Below are 19160 nucleotides of genomic sequence, written 5' to 3'. Positions count from 1 at the left end.
CGGGATCGCAGTGTGTTGTTGTACCATTGGTTGACGCGCTCTCGCGTCGCCTGCGATTCCGCATCTGCGGGCTTGATGGGATCGTCGATACCTCATGAAGCTCATGAAGTCAGTATTCACGATCGCATCGGCATAGAGGCGGCGTTTTTTCGGGATGGGCGAAGCGGCGGGGTTGGCGACGCGGTGGGTATAGAGCGACGGATCGGCCAGCACCGCCGCCGGCCCGGCGAAGGGACACTTGGCATCGACCACCCACTCGGCCCGGCGCAGAGGCGCGAGCATCGCGTCGAACGTCCGCTTCTGGGTTGTTTATTCCAGCTTCGCGACCAGGTGAGCCTGCCAGGGGAACCCGGCCCCTGGTACGCCCTTGTCAAATTCTGCTCAGCCGGTCGGCGACCGCCAGCACCAGCGCGTCCTCGCCTTTTGGGCCGACGATCTGCAGTCCCACCGGCGCCCCGCTTTCCGCCAGCAGCGGCACCGTTGCGGCGGGGTGTCCCGACAGGTTGAAGGGGCGCACGAACGTCGTCATGCCCACCGCGGAGAGATCGGTACGCGCCTCAAGCAGCGTGGGCGGGAAGTCGGGCATGGTCGGCAGCACCAGCACATCGCAGGTGCCGAGGAGGGCGTCGATCTCCGCCGTGAAGTCCGTGCGCACATGCTCGGAGGCTGCGACGTCCTCCGCCGACACCGTGCCGGCCTGGGCAAGGCGCCGCGCCACGTCGGCCCCGACGCGCCCCGTCTTGAGCAGGTGTCCGAGACCGATGAAGTTCTCCGCATTGATGATGGCGACGCCGGCCGCGAAGGCCGCTTCGAGGCCGGCAAGCTCGACATCCAGGCTGTCGAGGCCAGACGCTGCGAGGGCCTTCGCGATGGCGCGCTCGATCGACGGATTGGCCTTCACCGCCACGCGGCCGATGCGGGGTGCCTCTATCTTCCGTCGCACGAAGGTGGGGTCGATGATCTCCATGGCGCTCATGAGCATGTCCGCGCTTGCCGCGAACGGGCCGACGCAGTCGATGGTGCTGTGCGCCGGCATCACCCCGCGCCGGCTCACCCGGCCAAAGGTCGGCTTCAGCCCGAACACGCCGCAGCAGGCGGCCGGAATGCGGACGGAGCCGCCTGTGTCGGTGCCGAGGGCAAAGTCGGCGAGACCCGCCGCAACCGCCGCAGCCGATCCCGAGGAAGAGCCGCCGGGCACCAGCTGCGGCCATTTCGGATTCTCGGGCGTCCCGCTCCAGTCGTTGATGCCCGTCACCCCGAAGGCGAGTTCGTGCAGCGTCGTCTTGCCGACGATGCGACAACCCGCCGCCAGCACCCGCTCCACCACCTCGGCATGATCGGCCGCAGACGCAGCACCGGCCAGGGCCCGGCTGCCCGCCATCGTCGGCAGTCCCGCGATGTCGATCGTGTCCTTCACGGCGACACGCAGCCCGTCGCCACCAAGGCTGACTTCCCTCACGAAGATGCTCATGGACCCAACCCTCGTTCAGGTGACTTGCGGTGACAGGGCGGCAGCCCCGCTTGGAACAAAGCGTTCAAGGAAGATCGCGGCCGGGTCCGCCCCATGCGCCGCCAGGAAGGTCCGGGCCGCGTCGGTCATGGGCGGCGGACCGCACAGGTAGATGTCGCGCCCCGGCACGTCCTCGGGGGTCAGGAGATCCGTGGCGTATCCCGCCTGCCAGTTCGGGCCGGCGCCACCGCGCGCCACCGCGACGCGTATGTGGAGGCCCGGCAGTCGTGTCTTGAGGTCGGAAAGATCGTCAAGGCAGAACAGGTCTTCGGGCGTGTTCACGCCGAAGCACAGCGTCACGGTGCGAGGGACGGTCGTGTTCGCCAAATGGCGCAGCATGGCCAGCATCGGGGCGAGGCCGGTGCCGCCGGCCACCATCAGCAGGGGGCGCGTGTCCTCGCGAAGGTAGAAGGTGCCACGGGGACCCTCGCACTCGATCTGGTCGCCGGGGGCCGCACGTTCCCGCAGATAGGCGGACATGGCACCGTCGTCGAGCAGCCGGACGAGCAGTTCGAGAGAGCGATCCCCGGACGGCGGGTTGGCCATGGAATAGGAGCGCGTGGCCCCCGTCCCCGGCACCTTCAGGTTGATGTACTGGCCGGACAGGAACGCCAGCGGCTTCAGGCCGAGCGTCTGTCCCCGGAGGCGGACCACGCCGGCGCCGAGGCGCTCAAGGGTTTCGATGCGCAGCGAGAAGGGTTTCGCCGGTAAAAGGCGGGTGCGCTCGTAAGGCATCCTGAGCGTTACATCGCCGTCGGCGGCGGCCACGCAGGTCAGCACCTCGCCGCTCTCCATCTCCGCCGTGGTGAGGGAGGTGGTGGCGAGTTCGTCATATTCCACCGCGCCGTCGAGAATGGTGCACCGGCAGGTCTGGCAGTCGCCCACCTCGCAATCGGAACTCAGCGCCAGGCCGTTGCGGCGCGCCGCCTGAAGGATCATCTCGCCGGAGCGGGCCTTGATCTCGGTCCGCTCGCCGTCCGCAAAGACGATGGTCACGTTGGGCATAGTCCGTCTCCTCAGGGCCGCCGGCCGGGCGCGCAGGTCTCCGCGCCCGGCCGCATGGCCGAACGGAACCGTGTGAACGGGATGGATCGGTCGCGGCGGGGTCGGCCGCCGCTTCCGGTCAGCGCACGAGGGCGAACTTTCCGTCCTTGACGGTGAGCATCACCACGCTGTCGGCCTTGGCGCCGAAATGATCGTTGGGGCCGTAGGAATAAAGGGCGGTGACGCCCACGTGGTCCTTCAGTCCCTCGATGGCATCGCGGATGGCGGCCCGGTCGGTGGCACCGGCCTTCCCGATGGCGGCGGCGAGCATCATCACGGCGTCGTAGGCATTGCCCGCGAATGTGGCCGGAGGCTTGCCATACTTGGCCTCATAGTCCTTCACGAAGGTGTCGATGACCGCCTTCTGCGGATCGCTACCGACGAGCGCGGCCGTCACGTAGATCTTGGACGAAGGGATGAAGATGCCGTCGGCGGCGGGGCCGGAAAGACGCAGGAAGTTGAAGTCGTTCGCCGCATGGGAGAGGTAGAGCGGCAGGTCGACGCCGAGCTGGCGGAAGTTCTTCACCGCGATGGCCTGACCGGGACCCGTCGCCCATACCACCACGGCCTGCGCCTCTGCGCCGCGGATCTTGGTGAGCTGGGGCGTCATGTCCTGGTCGGCATTGCCGAAAGACTGCTGCGAGACGATGGTGATGCCATAGCCCGCGGCGTTCTTCTCCAACTGCTCGCGGCCGCTGGTGCCGAAGGGGGAGTCGGCATTCAGGAGGGCAATCCGGGTGATGCCGCGCTTCTTCATGTCCTCCATCATCACGCTCTGCACCAGGACGTCGGTGAGGGGGGCGAGGAAGATCCACTTCTTCTCTTCCGCCGGCAGCACGATGTTGCGCGAGCCGCCGTTGGAGATCATCGGGATGGAAGCGCGCTGCACCGTGTCGATGATGGCGAAGGAGGAACCCGAGTTCATCGGGCCGACGATCGCCGCGATATCACCCTGTCCGATCAGGCGCTTCACGGCGGTGACGGCACGGGTGTTGTCGCTCTCCGTGTTCACATTCACGAACTCGACCGGGCGGCCGTTGATGCCGCCGGCCTTGTTGATCTGTTCCACGGCGAGCATGGCGCCGTCGAGGCCGGGCTGGCCGAGGGAGGCGACGGGGCCGGACGTCTCCAACAGCCCGCCGATCTTGATGGGATCGGCCGCTTGGGCGGTCGTGAGGCCGAGGGCCAGGAGCAGTGTGGCGAGCGAGGTTCTCAGGGGCAGCATGGGAACACCTTCGGTCGGGAGATAAAGATCAGGAGAGGCCTTGGAATGCCTCGGCGAAGAGCGCGAGGGGTGGTGTGTAGATCCCCCCGCCGATGCGTCCGCGGCGGCCTGCGCGGTCCAGGATGCCCAGCGCTACGTTCGGCACGGCCGCGTTCGCCACCAGCGTTGTGGCCGGCAGGCCGACGCGGGCGTGGCTTTGGACAAAGGCGGGATGTTCGAGGGGCAGGAGGCGGTCGCGCGGGAGGCCGTCCCGTTCGACCAGCATCGCACCGAAGCCGAGGGCATCCACCAGCGCGCTGTCGCCGATGGCCCCGAGGCGATCGTCGGCCGTCGCACCGTCGATGAGCAGCCCTTCGGGCGGGGCGGCCGGCACGGTGAACCAGCGGCCCGGCTGGCCGCCCAGTTGCACGCCCGTCTCCACCCCATTCGCGCCCATGGCCGTGATCAGGCTGGAGCCGGGGATTTCGGCGGCGGCGGCCATGAGCTTGGCCGCCGCCATCCACAGGTTCAGGAAGAAGCCGGGCGCGCCGTCGAGAAAATGGCGCTCCAGCGTGTCGGTGCCGAGGCGCGGCGCGATGGCCTCGATGACGCGCCGCGTCCCCTCCGCGGTGCGGCCGTGGCAGTCGTCGCCGGCCACCAGTGCCGCATCGGCGATGGGCAGGAGGGGAATGTCCCGGTCAACGACGATGGACAGCGTCGCCGCGAGGTTGCCGTTGATCCACTTGAGGTGCGCGAGGATATCGGGTCCTGCGAGGCCGAGCCGTTGGGCTTTCGCCATGCCGCCATTGATCGGGGCAAGCACGCGCCGGTCCGGACTGGCGAGGTCGACGACGATCTGGGCCGCCATGTTGGGGGAGAACACGGCGGCGAGCGGCACCATCGCGCCGTGGTCCTGCGCCGGAGCAAGGCGGATGGCGCCGGAGAGGATCATCGCCTCCGCTTCGCCGGGCTCGGCGGCCCAGTCTTCGAGCAGCGCGGCCATGATGGCGCTGTTGAGAATCGGCCGGGCGACCTGCGACGGGTCCATGGGCGGGCCGGCATGAAGAATTGTGCGCTCGGGAAAATCCATGGCATCGCCTGCCAGCGCGACGCCGCGCCAGGCCGGCTCCACCTGGTGCATGAGGGCGAGGGCAGCGCAATCGGCGTCCGAAAGGGCGCAGGGGGCCGTGATGTCGTCCATGTGTCCCTCCTAGATCGCGATCGTGAGGTGGGGGGCGGCGCAGGCGGTCTGCGGGCCGTCGCCGGCGCCGAGATAGGCTTCGGTGATACGGGGATCCCGCAAGAGCTCGTGACCGGTCCCGGTGGCGGCAACGCGGCCGCCGGCGAGCACCATGCCCCGGTCGGCGATGGCGAGCGCGGAGGCGATGTTCTGCTCCACCAGGAGGATGGTGAGCCCTTGGCGGCGCAGGCGCTCGATGGACGCGAAGATTTCGTCGATCACCTGCGGGGCGAGGCCGAGGGAGGGCTCATCCAGCATCAGGAGCCGCGGCTCGCCCATGAGGGCGCGGCCGATGGCGAGCATCTGGCCCTGTCCGCCCGAGAGCGTGCCAGCGAGCTGGTGGGCGCGCTCCTTCAACACCGGGAACAGCTGGTAGACCATGTCGAGCCGCTCGTCGAACACCGCACGCTCCGCCCGGCTCTGGTAGAGGAGGTGGGCGAAGCCCCGGGCACGACGGCGGGCATAGCGGCCAGCGGCCAGGTTCTCGGCCACCGTAAGCGAGCCGAACAGCGCCCGGCCCTCCGGCACGAGGCAGATGCCACGGCCCACGGCGGCATCCTCGGACAGCCGGGCGAGGTCCTCGCCGGCGAAGCTCATCTCCTTGGCGCGGGCGGGCTCGACGCGAGCGATGGCCTTCAGCAGGCTGCTCTTGCCCGCGCCGTTGGCGCCGACGAGCGCCAGCACCTCACCCTCCTTGAGTTCGAGGGACACGGCGTCCACGGCAGTGAGGCCGCCATAGGTGACGGTCAGGTCGCGAACGGCGAGCAGCGGCGCCGCAGTGGCGGTGACGGACGCAGCGGCCACCGTCGCCGGCTCCGCCTTCGGATCATCTGGCGCACGCCGGCCGAGATAGGCCTCGATCACCTGCGGGTTCGCACGCACCGCCGCCGGCTCGCCATCGGCGATGAGGCGGCCGCGGTCCAGCACCATGATGCGCCGGGCGATGCGGCTGACGAGGGGCATGTCATGCTCCACGAACAGCACCGTCTTGCCGTCGCGCCACATGGACAGGATCACGTCGCCGAGAAAGGCCTTCTCGCTCTCGTTGAGGCCGGCGCCGGGCTCGTCGAGCACCAGCATGCTGGCGCCCGTGGCCAGGACCCGGGCGATGCTGAGCAGGCGCCGCTGGCCGGCGGTGAGGAGGGCGGCCGGCGCGTCCGCCTTGTCGAGGAGACCAACGCGTTCCAGATGTCCGTCCGCCTCGGCGCGCAGGCGGCGGGCGGAGGGCAGCATGTCGACGCGGAAGCCGAGCCCGGCGACGAGGCCGAGGCCCGAGGCCGGGACGCCGCCCACCATGACGTTCTCCCGCACGGTGAGGTGCAGGAAGGGGTCGGCTGCCTGGAAAGTGCGGGCCAGCCCGCGCCGCGCCACCTGGTGAGGCTTGAGGCCGGAAAGCGGCTGGCCGCGGAAGCGGACGGCACCGGCGGTGGGCGCCACCTCGCCGGAGAGCACGTTGAGGATGGTGGTCTTGCCGGCGCCGTTGGGACCGATGAGCGCCACAAGCTCGCCTTCGGCCACATCGAACCGGACCTCGCTCAGCGCCGGGAAGGTCCCGAAGGTGACGCTGGCATTGTCGACACAGAGGAGCGGATGCGCGTTCATCGGGTAACGACCTTTCGCAGCCGGCGCGCCTGCGCCGCGATCGGATCGACGACGCCGGCGAGCAGCCCCTGCGGGAAGAAGATGACGGACACCACGAGAAGCACGCCGTAGGCGATGACGTCGAAGGCGCCGAGAGGCTTGAGGGCTTCGCCCACCAGGGTCACGAAGGCGACGCCGAAGAGCACGCCCCAGATGTTGGCGAAGCCGCCGAGCGCCACCATGAGCAGGAGCCGCACGGAGAAACCCACGTCGAACGGGCCGGGGCTGAGATAGCCGACATAATGGGCATAGAGCCCGCCGCCGACGGCGCAGAGGAAGCCGCTCAGCATCATCACCTTGCGCTTGACTGCGGCGACGTCATTGCCCAGCGACCCCACCACCTTGTCGCCTTCCGCAATGGCCCGCATCACCAGGCCGGCGGGGGAGGAGATGAGGTTCTGCGCAAACAGGAGCGCGAGGATCAGGGCTGTCCACACCACCGGCAGCACCTGGGCGTCGGTGATCAGGTCCTTGCCGAAGATCGACAGCGGCGCGATGCCCGACAAGCCGTTGGGTCCCCCGGTGAGGCCGTGCATCTCCACGAAGGCAATCTGCACGATGATGCCGAAGGCAAGCGTCGCCATGGCGAGGTGGTGGCCCTTCAGGCGAAAAACCAGCCAGCCCATGGCCCAGGCGATGCCGCCGACGAGCACCGCGGCCAGGAGCACGCCGAGGATGGGGGGCAGGCCGAGGGCGGAGCCGATCAGTGCCGCGCCATAGGCGCCGAGGCCGTAGAAGGCGGCATGGCCGAGGGAGATCTGTCCGGTGTAGCCGGTGAGCAGGGTCAGCCCCAGGGCCGGCAGGGCCTGCAGGCCGATGACCACAGCCAGGCTCATCGCATAGTCGCCACCGGCGAGAACGCAGGCCGCGAGGGCTGTCGTGAGGAGGGAAATGCGGAGCATGTCAGTTCCTCACCTTTTCCAGGTCGTCGAACAGGCCGCCGGGCCGGAACAGCAGGAAGACGAGGAGCAGGACGAAGGCGATGGCGTTCTTGTAGCCGGAGCTCACATAGCCCGCCGCGAAGGCCTCGAGGACGCCGAGCAGGATGCCCCCCAGGGCGGCACCGATGGGGCCGCCGAAGCCGCCGACGATGCAGGCGACGAAGCCCTTGATGCCGAGCTGGAGGCCGCTGTCGTACTGGGTGAGGGCGATGGGTGCCACCACGATGCCGGCGAGGGCCCCGAGCGCGCCCGACACGATGAAGCTGATGAGGCTCATGGTGCCCACGCGGATGCCCACTAGGCCGGCGGCGAACGGGTTGATGGCACAGGCGCGGAACATCTGGCCGAGGAAGGTCTTCCGGAACAGCAGTTCCAGGACCACCATGGCGGCGATCGCCGCGCCGATCACCCACAGGGCCTGTGGCGCGATGGTGGCGCCGCCGATGCGGATGGGCGCGTCACCGGAGAAGGCCGGCATGGGCTGGGCGTCCGTGCCCCAGAGCAACGCGGCCACGCCGTGCAGGATCACGCCGATGCCGATGGTGACGATGATGCCTCGCACCACGTCCGATCGTACCGGGCGGATGGCCGTGCGCTCGATGACGGCAGCCACCAGGCAGGTGACGAGGATGGCGAGCACGATCGCCAACGGCAGCGGTACACCCGCCGCGAGGAGGGCGATGGTCGACATGGCGCCCACCATCGCGAAGTCTCCCTGGGCGAAGTTCACGATGCCGGTCACGTTGTAGATGCACGTGAAGCCGACGCCGATGAGCCCGTAAATACTGCCGACGACGATGCCGCTGAGCAGGAACTGAAGCGCGTCCGTCATGGTCCGACCCTCCGCTGGTTGCCCGGTCAGGCTTCCGTTCGCATCCAGGATTCGGAAAATGCCAGAAAAGCCGAGCTCTTGACGGTATCGGCGCAGTTGCGGGTCGTGACGGAGCCCTTCAGCGGACGCCCGTTGATGGTCACGCTGGCGTCGGGCGCGTCGAGGAACACGCTGTACATCTCATGCTTCTTGGTGGGACCCTTCTCCGGTGGCATGTCCACCGCATAAGGCGCGCCGAGACCGTTCCAGGTGGCCACCACCTCGAAATCCGGCGACCGTACGATCTCGCGGTAGGTGCTGCGGGTGTCGCCCTCGCGGCGCACCTCGGTCGCCGGGAGATAGCTGATGGCGGAGGTGCCGGGCGAAACCCGGAAGGCGGCGAACTGGGAGAAGAAGTCTGCGACCAGGTAGCGCGCCAGCTCCTCGTTGTCGGAGATGCAGAAATTGGCGACGTCCGGCAGGCCCCTGGCGGTGTTCGGCTCGTCGAGCACGACGATGCCGTTGCCGAGCCCGTAGGGGGAATAGACGATGCGGAAGAAGCACATGAGCCCGGTCCAGGGGCCGTCGGGCTGCTCCTTCAGATAGATTCCGGGGTTCTCGCCGCTCCAGTCAACGGCGCCGGTATGGATCGGGTGCTTGGTCACGGGGCAGATCCTTGTGCTGTGTGGCCTTCAAACTGTGTGGCCGGCGTATCGGTGCGGCGGTGCTGTGTGGCCGCGAGAAAGGCGCCGGTGGCCGGGCAGGCCACCGGGACAGGTCACTCCGCCGCGCGGGGCATGAGGGAGCGCTGGTAGTCGAGGAGCTTGCGCCGCACGATCTCGAGCCGGTCGTCCGCGTCGTGGTGCTCACCCTCCAGGATGATCTCGGTGACGCGCCGGCCGACTTCCTCGAGCAGCTCCATATCGTCCACGCCATCCATGGGCGGGATGTCGAGGACGGTGTCATGGCAATAGGTGGGGACGAGCCCGTTGGAGCGGTGCCGCGAGAACGGGATCGCCTCATCGGCGGCAAGGCGGCGGATGTCGCGGCGCAGGAGCTTCCTGAACATCACCACACCCTTGTCGCAATAGGTGAGATGCTCCAGCGCATGGATGGCGATGGGCCGCTGGGTGACGATGGCGTCATAGTCCCCGGGCAGGCGCTGGCGCTCCTCGAAGCTGCCTCCGGCGCCCTGGCCGTAGAAATCGACGGAGCCGGGGCCGCACTGGTCTTCCCGGGCGAGGCCGCGCGGGTCCACCTCCGGGTGGAAATGGCGCCAGCCGATCACCTTGGAGGTGCGGTTGTCGATGGGCGTGGTCCAACGGGTGATCCCGACGCGGCCGAACTGCTTGGCCTCCTGCCCGTCCTCCCAGATATGGCCGACCTGGGCGAGGTTGGGCATGAGGATGTCGTTGGAGCGCACCCACACCTTGTCCTTCCACCGGCGGGTGGTGACATAGATCATGCCGGTCGGCGTCTCCACGAAATCCATCACCGGAAGCTCGCCCCAGGTGTCGGAGAAGTGGGAGAAGGTCACGCGGGTGTGCAGGAACACCGCGTGCGCCGGGTCCATCACGTTTTCCTGCACCTGGAGCCAGTTGCAGGGATAGGTGACGCAGTAGGGCACGAGCTTGTCGCCCGGATGATCAAAGGAATCGTAGATCGGAAATTCCGGCATCGTCTCGACAGGGCCGAAATATCCGAAGACGAGGCCCTTGTATTCGCGCGCAGGGTAGGCCGCGTGGTAGAGCCGATCCTTCAGCGTGCTCCCGGGCGGGTCGCCGGGCGTTTCCAGAACCTTGCCGTCCATGCCGAACAGCCAGCCGTGGTAGCAGCAGCGCAGGCCGCACTCGGTGGGGAGGCCGAATTCCAGCGACGTGCCGCGATGCGGGCAATGGCGGTCGATGATACCGTATTCGCCGGTGGTGTTGCGGAAAACCACCAGATCCTCGCCGAACATGCGGATGCCGAGCGGGACATCCTTGATCTCGCTGGTTAGAGCCACCGGCTGCCAATAGCGCCGCAGCAACTCGCCGGCTGCCGAGCCTTTCTCCACATGGGTGAGCTCGACATTCTCCTCGGGGGCCGGATCGTTCAGGTAACCGGCGAAGGGTTTCGAAAGAAACTGCTTCTGAATGGCCATGCATCGTGCTCCGGGGGCGGCGGAGGGGGAGGTGCTTCTCTTCGTGGAAGCGGCTCCGCTTGGGATGTCATGAGCATTGCGCCGGCTCTTGAGGTTGGCAAATCGAATTAGTGCGATTACAAAGTCAATAAATCCGAACCAAGGACGCAGTGAAATTTTGTGCTTTGCGATAAAATCGTGAGCAGATGCGAGATAGGTGGCGATGGATTTAGCTAAGTGATCGCAATCTAGGCTTCTTTCGCATGGCATTTGATCGCTTTTTGAGCGTCGCGGAGGGGTTCGGGTCAGGTGATGGGCAGCCTCTTATGGATATGGGAAGCACAGCATGAGCATGCCCGAGGGCCAGGACGGGTGGCGGGACGTCCCCAATCTCAGCCTGCGCCAGCTCGCCTATTTCCTCACGGCTGCGAACCAGCTGAGCGTGCTGCGCGCGGCCGAGACGCTGAACGTCTCGCCCTCCTCCGTCTCCACCGCCATTTCCCAGATGGAGCGCATTCTGGGATTGAAGCTGTTCATGCGGCGCCACGCGCGCGGCATGCTGCTGACCCCTGCCGGGCGGGACTTGGCCGTCCATGCGCGCAGCATCCTCCTCCATGTGCGCGAGATCGAAACCATGGGCGAGCGCGGCGGGCCGCGCGCTGCCATTCGGCTGAGCATCGGCTGCCTGAATACCTTCGCGCCCTATCTCGTTCCCCGGCTGATGCAGGAAGTGGAGAAGGAGCACCCCAAGATCCAGGCCCGCTGGCATGAAGACAGCCACGACGGGCTTCTTGAGGGACTGCAGAGCGGGGCGCTCGATCTCGCCATTCTCTATGACTATGACCTGCCCACCACCGTGCAGACCATCGCGCTGCGCACCATGCCGGTGCAGCTGGTGGTACCGGCGGGCCATGCGGTCCTGCAACAGGAACGGCTACGTCTGTCCAACGTCGCGAAAGAGCCGTTCATCCTTCTGGATCTTCCGAAGACGAGGGATTACTTCCTCTCCATCTTTGCCGCGGAGGGCATCGAGCCCCGCATCGCCTATCGGACCGGCTCGTTCGAGATGCTGCGCAGCATGGTGGCAAACGGCCTTGGTTATACTGTGCTCAACTTCTCGCCGCCCTACCTGGTCGAGGACCAGGGCCAACTCGTCTCGCGGCCGCTGGACGGGCCGTTGCGGCCGCAGGAGCTGGTGATCGCGCGCCTCTACCGGGCCCGCCCGCCATCGCGTCTCGACCAGCTTGTCGAGACGGTGAGGGCCTGCGTCTCAAGACTGAAGACATCCACCGGGTGATGGCAGAGGAGCTGATTTGCTCGGGTTCGACGGCGACACCGTCGCGACCATCCGCTTTGAGGGTGGTGACGAACGCGCGGGCCGGCGTCGGAAAGCCCCCAAGGGAGGAAACCGCGGTGCGACGAGTGCGACGGTCGCGGTCGTCGCGGTGCCATGGGGATTTGTGGTCTGGGCTGGCGGCCGGGGATCGTGCCGGCGAAGGCGCGCGGCAACGGCGGCTTTTTCAATGGAATCGACGCAAGGCTGTCTAGGCAGCGAGTGTGTCAGCGTGGGTCCATCAGGCCGAAGACGGCAACTAGCGCCAATACTCCGGCGCCGAGTGCGATCTCGATAAGGGTACCGGTGCGAATGCTTGCAACAGCGCGATCGTGCTGGGTTTTAAGGCGCGGCACGAAAACATACCGGTTGAGAACTGCAAGGCTGGTCATCGCAAGGACGAGGATGATCTTGACGTCGAGCAAGCGCTGATAGGGCGAGGTCGGATCGTCCGGCCATCGACCGAGGATGAGCGCGGTGTTGACGATCCCGGTCGCAATGACCAGAGCAACGGCAACATGGCCTGCCAGCGAAAAGCGGCGTAACGCCGTCCTCGCCTCCGCGCCAAGCACAGGATCCCGCAATCGCGACAGACAGGGCGGCAGCATGATGAGCAACCCGAGCCAGAAGCCACCCGACAGCAGATGCAGGCCGTGATTGAGAATATGGAGCGTCCTCCGTGCGCCTTCGTTCATCTCGGCGTGGCCGGAGAGAGCAAGGCTTGCGAGCAGCATGGCGGCGAGCACGGCCTGTCTTCGGTTCGCGCGCGGTCGAGCAACGAAGACAGCTGCGGTCAGCAGCGCGAGACTGACGCGAACCATCCAGGCGGTACCGATCATCGTGTCGAAGGCGAGCACCGACAGCGTCGAGCCGTCGATGGCCGAGGGCCAGCCGCCACCGATGACGGCGGCTTCGATCGGCAGCCAGCAAAGGCTCGCCGCGAACGCGACGACGCTGGCAACCCTGATGCCAGCGCCCGTCGCAGTGCTGATCTCCAGGCCCAATCGCGGCGGCGCAACGACGGCGAAGAAGCATCCCGCGCCATATACGATGATCGCCGCGGCGGAGAAGAGCAGCCGGCAGAGAGCCAGTCCGGTCTCCGGCGCGATCACGGCCTTACGGTGAACTGGTAGGAACCGTGGGTGGTGTGGCCGTCCTTCGAGAGCGCATGCCATTCGACGGTATATTCGCCGGCGGCGAGCGGGCCGTTAAGCGGAACGCTCATCTGCTTGTTGTCGCCGGGCGCGAGCGAGACCGCGCCGGTCGGGATGGGTTGGCCATCGGCTCCCTTGAGAGTGACGCCACTGAGACCGACCTCGAGCCCCTCCGAGAAGCTGAGCGACAGGGTGGCCGGCGACCCAGCGATCACATCGTCGGCGGAGGGGGTCTCCGCCGCCAGATGGGCATGTGCGAACGCGCCGCTTGCCGACAGGAGGCAGATGGCGAGCGCGAGCGCGGGGGTGATGGGACATTTCATGTTCTGGGTCCTCGACGACAGGCCGGCGCTGGTCGCGATGCCGTCCTGTCGCGTTGGTGATGATGGAAACTCGGCCGCTACCGGCCGACGCATATTGATCCCTCAATAGGCTGCGGCGGGATTGACCTGCCAGATCTCATCGACCAGCTTGCCGTCGCGATAGAGCAGCACGTAGCGCACCTTGACCGTGTTCTTGCCGGCGAAGGTGGCATCGATTGTCACCGTGCCGCCCTTTTGATTGGCTGCCTCGGCCGTCGCGGCGACGGTCGCCTTCTGGGTGCCCTGGGCGGCGAAGAATTTCGACCAGACCTCCTTGATCTTACCCGGCTGGCCATAGGTGCCGTCGAGCGGGCCGCCGACCCAGTGCAGGGTTGCAGCGGGGCCGTAAGCGGCAGTCACGGCGGCGAGGTCGCCGCTGGCAATGGCGTCGATGCGCGACTTGGCGAGATCCTCGATGGGTCCCGCCAGCGCGGCCGAGCCGGAAGCGGCGACGAGGACGAGGGTGGCGGCGAGGGCTGAAAGGCGCATGTGCGTGTATCTCCAAATGTGGCCTGTACACAGGAGACTCGCGCCACACCGATTTATTCCACCCGGCCGAACTTAAATCCCCGAATTTCTCCCAGTGCTGCGGGGGGCGCCGGATGGGCCGATGTGAAGGCCCGAAGAAAGTTTGTGTCGTCCCGGAATAATCGGCGCCGGTGGGAGTCCAACTTCCTGAAGGCGCCATCGCGCCGGACGGAGAACATCCCATGCGAAAACGACACCTCGCCTGTGTCGGCGTGCTGCTTGCGGCATGCCTCGCCGGCACCGGAGCCGGCGCCGGAGCACATGAGCACGATCACGGTGCCGGCACGGCCGCAGCCGCCAGCGATGAATCGCCCTTCCTCGCCGAGAACGCCGCTGCCATGGACAAGATGATGGCTGACATGGAGGTCAAGCCGACCGGCGATATCGAAGTCGACTTCACTGCGATGATGATCCCGCATCATCAGGGCGCCATCGACATGGCGGTGGCCTATCTACGCTACGGCAAGAATCCTCAGCTGCGGCGCCTCGCGCAGGAGATCGTCGTCGAGCAGCAGCAGGAGATCGCCGCGATGCGGCTCGCGCTCGGCCAGCCCCTGCCTCCCTCCGCGCCGGCACCGACCCAGCCGGATGCTGCTCCGGCCGCGGTCCAGCCTCACCTGACCCACGGCAATTCCTCCCTGGCGCACGACGCCTTCACGACCCAGCCAGCCGCTCCGGCGAAATAGGAAACACGAGCGATGAACAAGACTATCCTGCCCGCGCTGCTCGCCAGCACCATTCTGGCTTGCACTGTTCCGGCCTTCGCCGGTGAAGCTCCGTTCGCCGCCTCCGCGCCCGAAATCGCGGTCAGCAGCCATGACCGCGTCTATGCGGCGGAACAGTTCTCCAACACCATCTCGGTCACCGATCCCGGGACCAACAAGCTCCTCGGCGTCATCCGGCTCGGCGATCCGCAGCCGGGGAATTTCAGCCCGCTCTACAAGGGGCAGGTGCTCGTCCACGGCATGGGCTTCGCGCCCGACCGCAAGACCATCGCGGTGGTGTCGATCGGTTCAAACGCCGTCACCTTCATTGACACCGCGACCAATGCCGTGAAGCACACCACCTATGTCGGCCGTTCGCCGCATGAGGCGTTCTTCACCCCGGACGGCAAGGAAGTCTGGGTGACCGTGCGTGGCGAGGACTATATCGCCGTGCTCGATGGCGCGACCTTTGAGGAGAAGACCCGCATCAAGGTGCCGAACGGCCCGGGCATGCAGATCTTCTCGCCCGACGGGAAATACGGCTATGTCTGTTCCTCCTTCATGCCCGAGACGGTGGTGATTTCGGTCGCCGACCACCAGATCGTCGGCCATGTGAAGCAGGAGAGCCCCTTCTGCCCGAACATCGCGGCGACGCCCGATGGCAAGCAGGTGTGGTTCACGCTGAAGGACATCGGCAAGACGCAGGTGTTTAATGCACAGCCGCCCTTCGACGTGATCAAGACGATCGACACCGGGCCAATCACCAACCACGTCAATTTCGCCCATAACGCCCATGGCAGCTTCGCCTATGTTACGGTGGGCGGCCTCAACGAGGTGAAGGTGTTCCGCACCGACGATTTCTCGCAGGTCGCGACCATCCCGGTCGGCAAGCTGCCTCACGGCATCTGGCCGTCGGGCGACGGCTCGCGGGTCTATGTCGGGCTGGAGAACGCCGATGCGCTCGCCGGCATCGACACGCTGACCAACACGGTGATCGCCACCATCCCGATCGGCCAGGCGCCGCAGGCGGTGAACTACGTCCCCGGCGCGGTGCCCGAGGGCGATGGCATGCAGAACCTTCAGCCGCTCGGCGTGGCGGGTCAGACCGCGCATCTCACCCTCAGCCAGCAAGGCAAGGGAGAGGGGAAGGCTCCGACCAGCGTCTCGTTGTTCGATCAGGGGCTGATCCAGATCCTGCAGGCCTCCGTCACCGGGCTGATGCCGAAGAAGCCTTATGTGCTGGCATTGGCCAGCCAGCCCGATGGCAAGGGAGCGCTGGAACCGCTCTCGGCGTTCATGACCAACCCGGCCGGTTCGGCTATCGTCAACGCCACCGGACCCATCCGGCAGATCGTGCAGAGCAATGCGAAGGCACAGCGGCGCTATCTCGTCATCGCCGAAGGGACGAGCTCGCAGCCCGGCGCCGTCGTCCAGTCCCAGACGCTCGACTGACGCCTCTGGCCCAGGATGGAGGGGAAGGCGGGCCGCTCTCACGCGAGAGGCCCGCCTTCCGGGAAGGAGATGCCATGAACCACGAGATGGTGTGCCTCATCGAGCCGCTCATCCCCGCCTTGCGGCGTTATGCCCGCGCGCTGATGCGCGAGCGGGCGGCGGCGGATGATCTGGTGCAGGACTGCCTGGAGCGCGCCATCAGCCGCTGGCACCAACGGCGCCAGGAGGATGATGCGCGAGCATGGATCTTCACCATCCTGCATAATCTCGCCATGACGCGGCTGCGCCGCGCGACGCAGCGGCCGGTCCATGTCGCGCTTGACGAAGTCGAGGCGGTGAACCTGTCTTTTGCCGCGCAACAGGAGGACGGGCTGCGCCACCGCGACCTGCTCGATGCGCTGGCGCAACTGCCGGAGGAGCAGCGCACCGTGCTCCTGCTGGTCACCGTCGAGGAACTCTCCTATGCCGATGCCGCACGCGTGCTCGACATTCCGATCGGCACGGTGATGTCGCGATTGTCGCGCGCCCGCGAACGCCTCTCGCGGCTCATGTCCGCTGAGCCGCGGGCGACCCTCTCGCCGCCTTATCTCCGGAGCGTGAAATGAGCTCTCGCCCCATCACCGAAGACGACCTCAACGGCCTCATCGACGGCACGCTCGACCCCGCTCGCCATGTCGAGGTGAGGGCCTGGCTCGACGCCCACCCCGAGGTGGCCGGGCGTATCGCCCGCTATGGCGAGCAACGCGACATGCTGCGCGCCGCTTTCGCGCCGGTGATCGAGGAACCCGTGCCGACCGAGCTCGACCTCTCCCGCATGATCGAGGACCGTCACCGTCCGCAGCGGCCGCCACGCTGGGCGATGGCCGCGGCGGCGGCTCTGCTCATCTGCGTCGGTGGGCTTGGCGGCTGGTCGGTTCGCGGCATGGCGGTCCCGCCCTCCGAAGGCGTGCAGGCGCTGGCGCGCGAGGCGGCGGCGAGCTATGTCGCCTATGTTCCCGATCAGGTCCGGCCGGTCGAGATCCGCGCCAGCGACCGCGACACGCTCGCCGCATGGACCGCCAAGCGCGTCGGCCGCCCGGTTGCCATTCCGGACCTGGCAGCAGCAGGTTACCGTCTCATGGGCGGGCGGGTGGTGCCGACCGAGCACGGACCCGCGGCGCTTTTCATGTATGACGACGACCGCGGCACGCGGCTCGTGATGCAGGCTCGTCCCATGCGGAGCGACGGCGACATGCCCATGTCGCCCCACGCGCAGGGCGAGCTCAACGGCCTCGCCTGGGCCGACAATGGCCTCGGCTACAGCCTTGTCGGCGCGATGGCGCCGGATCGGCTGCATCCGCTGGCGAACGAGGTGCGTCGCCAGGTCCGCAGCGAGGCCTAGAGCACGCGCCGATCAGATTGCATCGCAATCTGATCGGACAACGCGTTCTCTTTCCTTAAGTTTAGAGGGCGATTCACCGAAACGGATGGTACCCATCCGTTTCGAAAAATTGATCCACTAGATCAAAGGGTTGTGGTTCGACCGCGACAGATGGAACCCATCTGTCGCGGTCGAACCACGAGAGCGTTTTCGAGCGAAGTGGATACCGGTTCGCGTGAAGAAAATGCGTTAACTCAGAGATTCAGAGCGTTTTCGAGCGAAGTGGATACCGGTTCGCGTGAAGAAAATGCGTTAACTCAGAAGTTCAGAGCGTTTTCGAGCGAAGTGGATACCGGTTCGCGTGAAGAAAACGCGTCGATACAAGAATCTAGAGCGATTGCCGTGAGCCGGTACGAACGGAAAACGCGTGCTCTTTCCTGGATATGATGTCGGGCGGTTGCCCGTCGCCGGTTTGACGAAAAGGACGGGGATCTCGGCACAGGCTCAACGGTCTCAAAACCTCATGCGGCCGGCCAGGCCGGATCGGTTCAGTCCGGTGCGCCCTCGACCAGCCGGGGTGAGGCCTGTGGATCCGCTGAGAACAGCACATCGAACCAGCCCCCTTTGGCGAGCATCCGCGTGTCGCCAAGCTCGGCGCGGCTCGCGAGCAGGTTGAGCGTCGCCTGGTCGGGGACGCCGGAATAGGCATCCTCGTGGGTGGACACAATGGCGATGCGGTCCCGGCCATCGCCCTGCTCCGGCAGCACCTTGTCGATCTGATGGCGCGGCGTTCCGTTGTGGCTGCCATGGTGGCTCACCTTCAGGAAATGCACCGGCCGCAGCGCGCCGTTGCGGTCCATCATCTCCCAGCTCTTCTCCTCGGCGTCGCCGGGAAACAGCAGGCGCCAGCCATTCCATTCGAGCTCGATCACCACGCTCGAATTATTGGCAGCCTTGTCGATGGTCCGCAGATTGGCCATCAGCCCACTGGAGCGGAACTTCACCAGGTCGAAGAAATGCCCTGCGGAGACCCCCGCCGGTGGCGTGATCGCCTTTGGGTCGAGGGTGGCCAGGCCGGCGCCTTCGATGAGCGGGCCGGCGGTGCGCGGGGGAAGGGCGCCGTAATAGATGGAGGTGTCCGCCTCGGGCGCGAGCAGCCGCACCTTTGTGCGCCGGAAGGGATGCCGGCCGTCCACGTCCGTGCCGCGGTGGATATAGAGCGGCGCCTTGCCGCCGACGCCGCGCGCGCTGATGTGGCTGACGCAATCGGCGGTGGCCCGTGGATTGTTGATCTCCAGCAGCCCCTGGATGCCGGAAGGCACCTGGACGGCGTTCAGGGCGAGGAAGGCCGCCACCCCCTCATAAGCGTCGAGGGCCAAGAGGCGCTTGCGCCGCGCTTCGGGGTGGTCGGCGTAATAGGCGTCGCCCTCGGAAGAGGCGGTCATCCAGACATCCCGCGCCTCAAGCGTGATGCCGAGCTTCTGCGCGCCGAACAGCAGGCCCTGCACATGGTCCATGTGCTCGTGGGTCATCACGTAAAGATCGAGCGGCGCGCCGGCGAGCTCGTCGCGGATGTTGCGCAGGACCGGGGCGAACACCTCGTCACGCCCGGCCTCCCCGGCAAGGGCATTGCCGAGATCGATCAGCACATGGACGAGGGCCTCCTCGCCCCCGGCGCCGACCTCCGGAATGGTCAGGAGGATCGCGTCGCCGAACAGCACGTTGTAGATCCGCACCCTGAGATCGCCCGTCAT

At 66.8% G+C, this 19160-nt stretch carries 18 protein-coding genes; 5 read left to right on the top strand and 13 right to left on the bottom strand.

Features of this window, described 5'->3' with window-relative positions; translation table 11 throughout:
- Positions 1-370: 370 nt before the first annotated feature.
- The 9 genes from V5F48_RS11350 to V5F48_RS11310 all read right to left on the bottom strand — a co-directional run bounded on the left by V5F48_RS11350 (position 371) and on the right by V5F48_RS11310 (position 10534).
- Positions 371-1471: an amidase gene (locus V5F48_RS11350; protein ID WP_394258800.1), complete on the bottom strand. Its 1101-nt coding sequence runs from the start codon at positions 1469-1471 to the stop codon at positions 371-373.
- A gap of 15 nt (positions 1472-1486) precedes the next feature.
- Positions 1487-2515, bottom strand: a complete 1029-nt coding sequence (locus tag V5F48_RS11345) for an FAD-binding oxidoreductase (protein WP_394258799.1) — start codon at positions 2513-2515, stop codon at positions 1487-1489.
- A gap of 118 nt (positions 2516-2633) precedes the next feature.
- On the bottom strand, positions 2634-3779 hold the full coding sequence (locus tag V5F48_RS11340) for an ABC transporter substrate-binding protein (protein WP_394258798.1): 1146 nt from the start codon (positions 3777-3779) through the stop codon (positions 2634-2636).
- Between the two features lie 28 nt (positions 3780-3807).
- The gene (locus V5F48_RS11335; RefSeq protein ID WP_394258797.1) at positions 3808-4959 is read right to left on the bottom strand and encodes a YlbE family protein; all 1152 of its coding nucleotides are present in this window, start codon (positions 4957-4959) and stop codon (positions 3808-3810) included.
- 9 nt (positions 4960-4968) lie between these two features.
- Positions 4969-6600, bottom strand: coding sequence for an ATP-binding cassette domain-containing protein (locus V5F48_RS11330; RefSeq protein ID WP_394258796.1), 1632 nt, complete (start codon positions 6598-6600; stop codon positions 4969-4971).
- Positions 6597-7541 (bottom strand): branched-chain amino acid ABC transporter permease, encoded by a 945-nt coding sequence (locus V5F48_RS11325; RefSeq protein ID WP_394258795.1) that lies wholly within the window; start codon positions 7539-7541, stop codon positions 6597-6599. The genes V5F48_RS11330 and V5F48_RS11325 overlap by 4 nt, the downstream gene beginning before the upstream one ends.
- 1 nt (position 7542) lies before the next feature.
- On the bottom strand, positions 7543-8412 hold the full coding sequence (locus V5F48_RS11320) for a branched-chain amino acid ABC transporter permease (RefSeq protein WP_394258794.1): 870 nt from the start codon (positions 8410-8412) through the stop codon (positions 7543-7545).
- A 26-nt stretch (positions 8413-8438) separates the two neighbouring features.
- The gene (locus tag V5F48_RS11315) at positions 8439-9056 is read right to left on the bottom strand and encodes a hypothetical protein (protein WP_394258793.1); all 618 of its coding nucleotides are present in this window, start codon (positions 9054-9056) and stop codon (positions 8439-8441) included.
- A 113-nt stretch (positions 9057-9169) separates the two neighbouring features.
- Entirely contained in the window at positions 9170-10534 is a 1365-nt protein-coding gene (locus V5F48_RS11310; RefSeq protein ID WP_394258792.1) for a Rieske 2Fe-2S domain-containing protein, read from the bottom strand.
- A gap of 325 nt (positions 10535-10859) precedes the next feature.
- Here V5F48_RS11310 and V5F48_RS11305 point away from each other — a divergent pair, with 325 nt between their 5' ends.
- A complete protein-coding gene (locus V5F48_RS11305) occupies positions 10860-11810 on the top strand; it encodes a LysR family transcriptional regulator (RefSeq protein ID WP_394110999.1) in 951 nt (316 codons plus the stop codon).
- A gap of 263 nt (positions 11811-12073) precedes the next feature.
- Here V5F48_RS11305 and copD read toward each other — a convergent pair whose 3' ends face one another.
- From copD to V5F48_RS11290, 3 genes are all read right to left on the bottom strand, one after another.
- Positions 12074-12958, bottom strand: a complete 885-nt coding sequence (copD, locus tag V5F48_RS11300) for a copper homeostasis membrane protein CopD (RefSeq protein WP_394258791.1) — start codon at positions 12956-12958, stop codon at positions 12074-12076.
- Entirely contained in the window at positions 12955-13323 is a 369-nt protein-coding gene (copC, locus tag V5F48_RS11295; RefSeq protein WP_394258790.1) for a copper homeostasis periplasmic binding protein CopC, read from the bottom strand. The genes copD and copC overlap by 4 nt, the downstream gene beginning before the upstream one ends.
- A 102-nt stretch (positions 13324-13425) precedes the next feature.
- Positions 13426-13851 (bottom strand): nuclear transport factor 2 family protein, encoded by a 426-nt coding sequence (locus tag V5F48_RS11290; RefSeq protein ID WP_394111002.1) that lies wholly within the window; start codon positions 13849-13851, stop codon positions 13426-13428.
- Between the two features lie 221 nt (positions 13852-14072).
- Between V5F48_RS11290 and V5F48_RS11285 the strand changes: the two genes are divergently transcribed.
- The 4 genes from V5F48_RS11285 (at position 14073) to V5F48_RS11270 (ending at position 17427) form a co-directional block, all read left to right on the top strand.
- Complete coding sequence (locus V5F48_RS11285) at positions 14073-14576, top strand: DUF305 domain-containing protein (RefSeq protein WP_394258789.1); 504 nt, start codon at positions 14073-14075, stop codon at positions 14574-14576.
- Positions 14577-14588: 12 nt separating this feature from the next.
- Positions 14589-16046, top strand: coding sequence for a YncE family protein (locus V5F48_RS11280; RefSeq protein ID WP_394258788.1), 1458 nt, complete (start codon positions 14589-14591; stop codon positions 16044-16046).
- A 74-nt stretch (positions 16047-16120) separates the two neighbouring features.
- Positions 16121-16651 (top strand): RNA polymerase sigma factor, encoded by a 531-nt coding sequence (locus tag V5F48_RS11275; protein WP_394258787.1) that lies wholly within the window; start codon positions 16121-16123, stop codon positions 16649-16651.
- Positions 16648-17427 carry an anti-sigma factor family protein gene (locus V5F48_RS11270; protein ID WP_394258786.1) on the top strand — a complete coding sequence of 260 codons (780 nt, stop codon included), beginning with the start codon at positions 16648-16650 and terminating at the stop codon, positions 17425-17427. Before V5F48_RS11275 ends, V5F48_RS11270 begins: the two co-directional genes overlap by 4 nt.
- Positions 17428-17954: 527 nt before the next feature.
- On the opposite strand, the gene V5F48_RS11265 is transcribed toward V5F48_RS11270, so the two are convergent.
- Entirely contained in the window at positions 17955-19160 is a 1206-nt protein-coding gene (locus V5F48_RS11265) for a ComEC/Rec2 family competence protein (RefSeq protein ID WP_394258785.1), read from the bottom strand.

The organism is Xanthobacter autotrophicus ATCC 700552, assembly GCF_043194565.1.
GTDB lineage: Bacteria > Pseudomonadota > Alphaproteobacteria > Rhizobiales > Xanthobacteraceae > Xanthobacter > Xanthobacter autotrophicus_F.
Note: the sequence above shows the minus strand (reverse complement) of the source record. Positions and strands in the feature narration are given on the sequence as shown.

Coding starts and splice junctions, on each gene's coding strand:
- V5F48_RS11350 (WP_394258800.1), bottom strand. CDS start 1,471: ATGAGCATCTTCGTGAGGGAAGTCAGCCTTGGTGGCGACGGGCTGCGT.
- V5F48_RS11345 (WP_394258799.1), bottom strand. CDS start 2,515: ATGCCCAACGTGACCATCGTCTTTGCGGACGGCGAGCGGACCGAGATC.
- V5F48_RS11340 (WP_394258798.1), bottom strand. CDS start 3,779: ATGCTGCCCCTGAGAACCTCGCTCGCCACACTGCTCCTGGCCCTCGGC.
- V5F48_RS11335 (WP_394258797.1), bottom strand. CDS start 4,959: ATGGACGACATCACGGCCCCCTGCGCCCTTTCGGACGCCGATTGCGCT.
- V5F48_RS11330 (WP_394258796.1), bottom strand. CDS start 6,600: ATGAACGCGCATCCGCTCCTCTGTGTCGACAATGCCAGCGTCACCTTC.
- V5F48_RS11325 (WP_394258795.1), bottom strand. CDS start 7,541: ATGCTCCGCATTTCCCTCCTCACGACAGCCCTCGCGGCCTGCGTTCTC.
- V5F48_RS11320 (WP_394258794.1), bottom strand. CDS start 8,412: ATGACGGACGCGCTTCAGTTCCTGCTCAGCGGCATCGTCGTCGGCAGT.
- V5F48_RS11310 (WP_394258792.1), bottom strand. CDS start 10,534: ATGGCCATTCAGAAGCAGTTTCTTTCGAAACCCTTCGCCGGTTACCTG.
- V5F48_RS11305 (WP_394110999.1), top strand. CDS start 10,860: ATGAGCATGCCCGAGGGCCAGGACGGGTGGCGGGACGTCCCCAATCTC.
- copC (WP_394258790.1), bottom strand. CDS start 13,323: ATGAAATGTCCCATCACCCCCGCGCTCGCGCTCGCCATCTGCCTCCTG.
- V5F48_RS11290 (WP_394111002.1), bottom strand. CDS start 13,851: ATGCGCCTTTCAGCCCTCGCCGCCACCCTCGTCCTCGTCGCCGCTTCC.
- V5F48_RS11285 (WP_394258789.1), top strand. CDS start 14,073: ATGCGAAAACGACACCTCGCCTGTGTCGGCGTGCTGCTTGCGGCATGC.
- V5F48_RS11280 (WP_394258788.1), top strand. CDS start 14,589: ATGAACAAGACTATCCTGCCCGCGCTGCTCGCCAGCACCATTCTGGCT.
- V5F48_RS11275 (WP_394258787.1), top strand. CDS start 16,121: ATGAACCACGAGATGGTGTGCCTCATCGAGCCGCTCATCCCCGCCTTG.
- V5F48_RS11270 (WP_394258786.1), top strand. CDS start 16,648: ATGAGCTCTCGCCCCATCACCGAAGACGACCTCAACGGCCTCATCGAC.
- V5F48_RS11265 (WP_394258785.1), bottom strand. CDS start 19,160: ATGACGGGCGATCTCAGGGTGCGGATCTACAACGTGCTGTTCGGCGAC.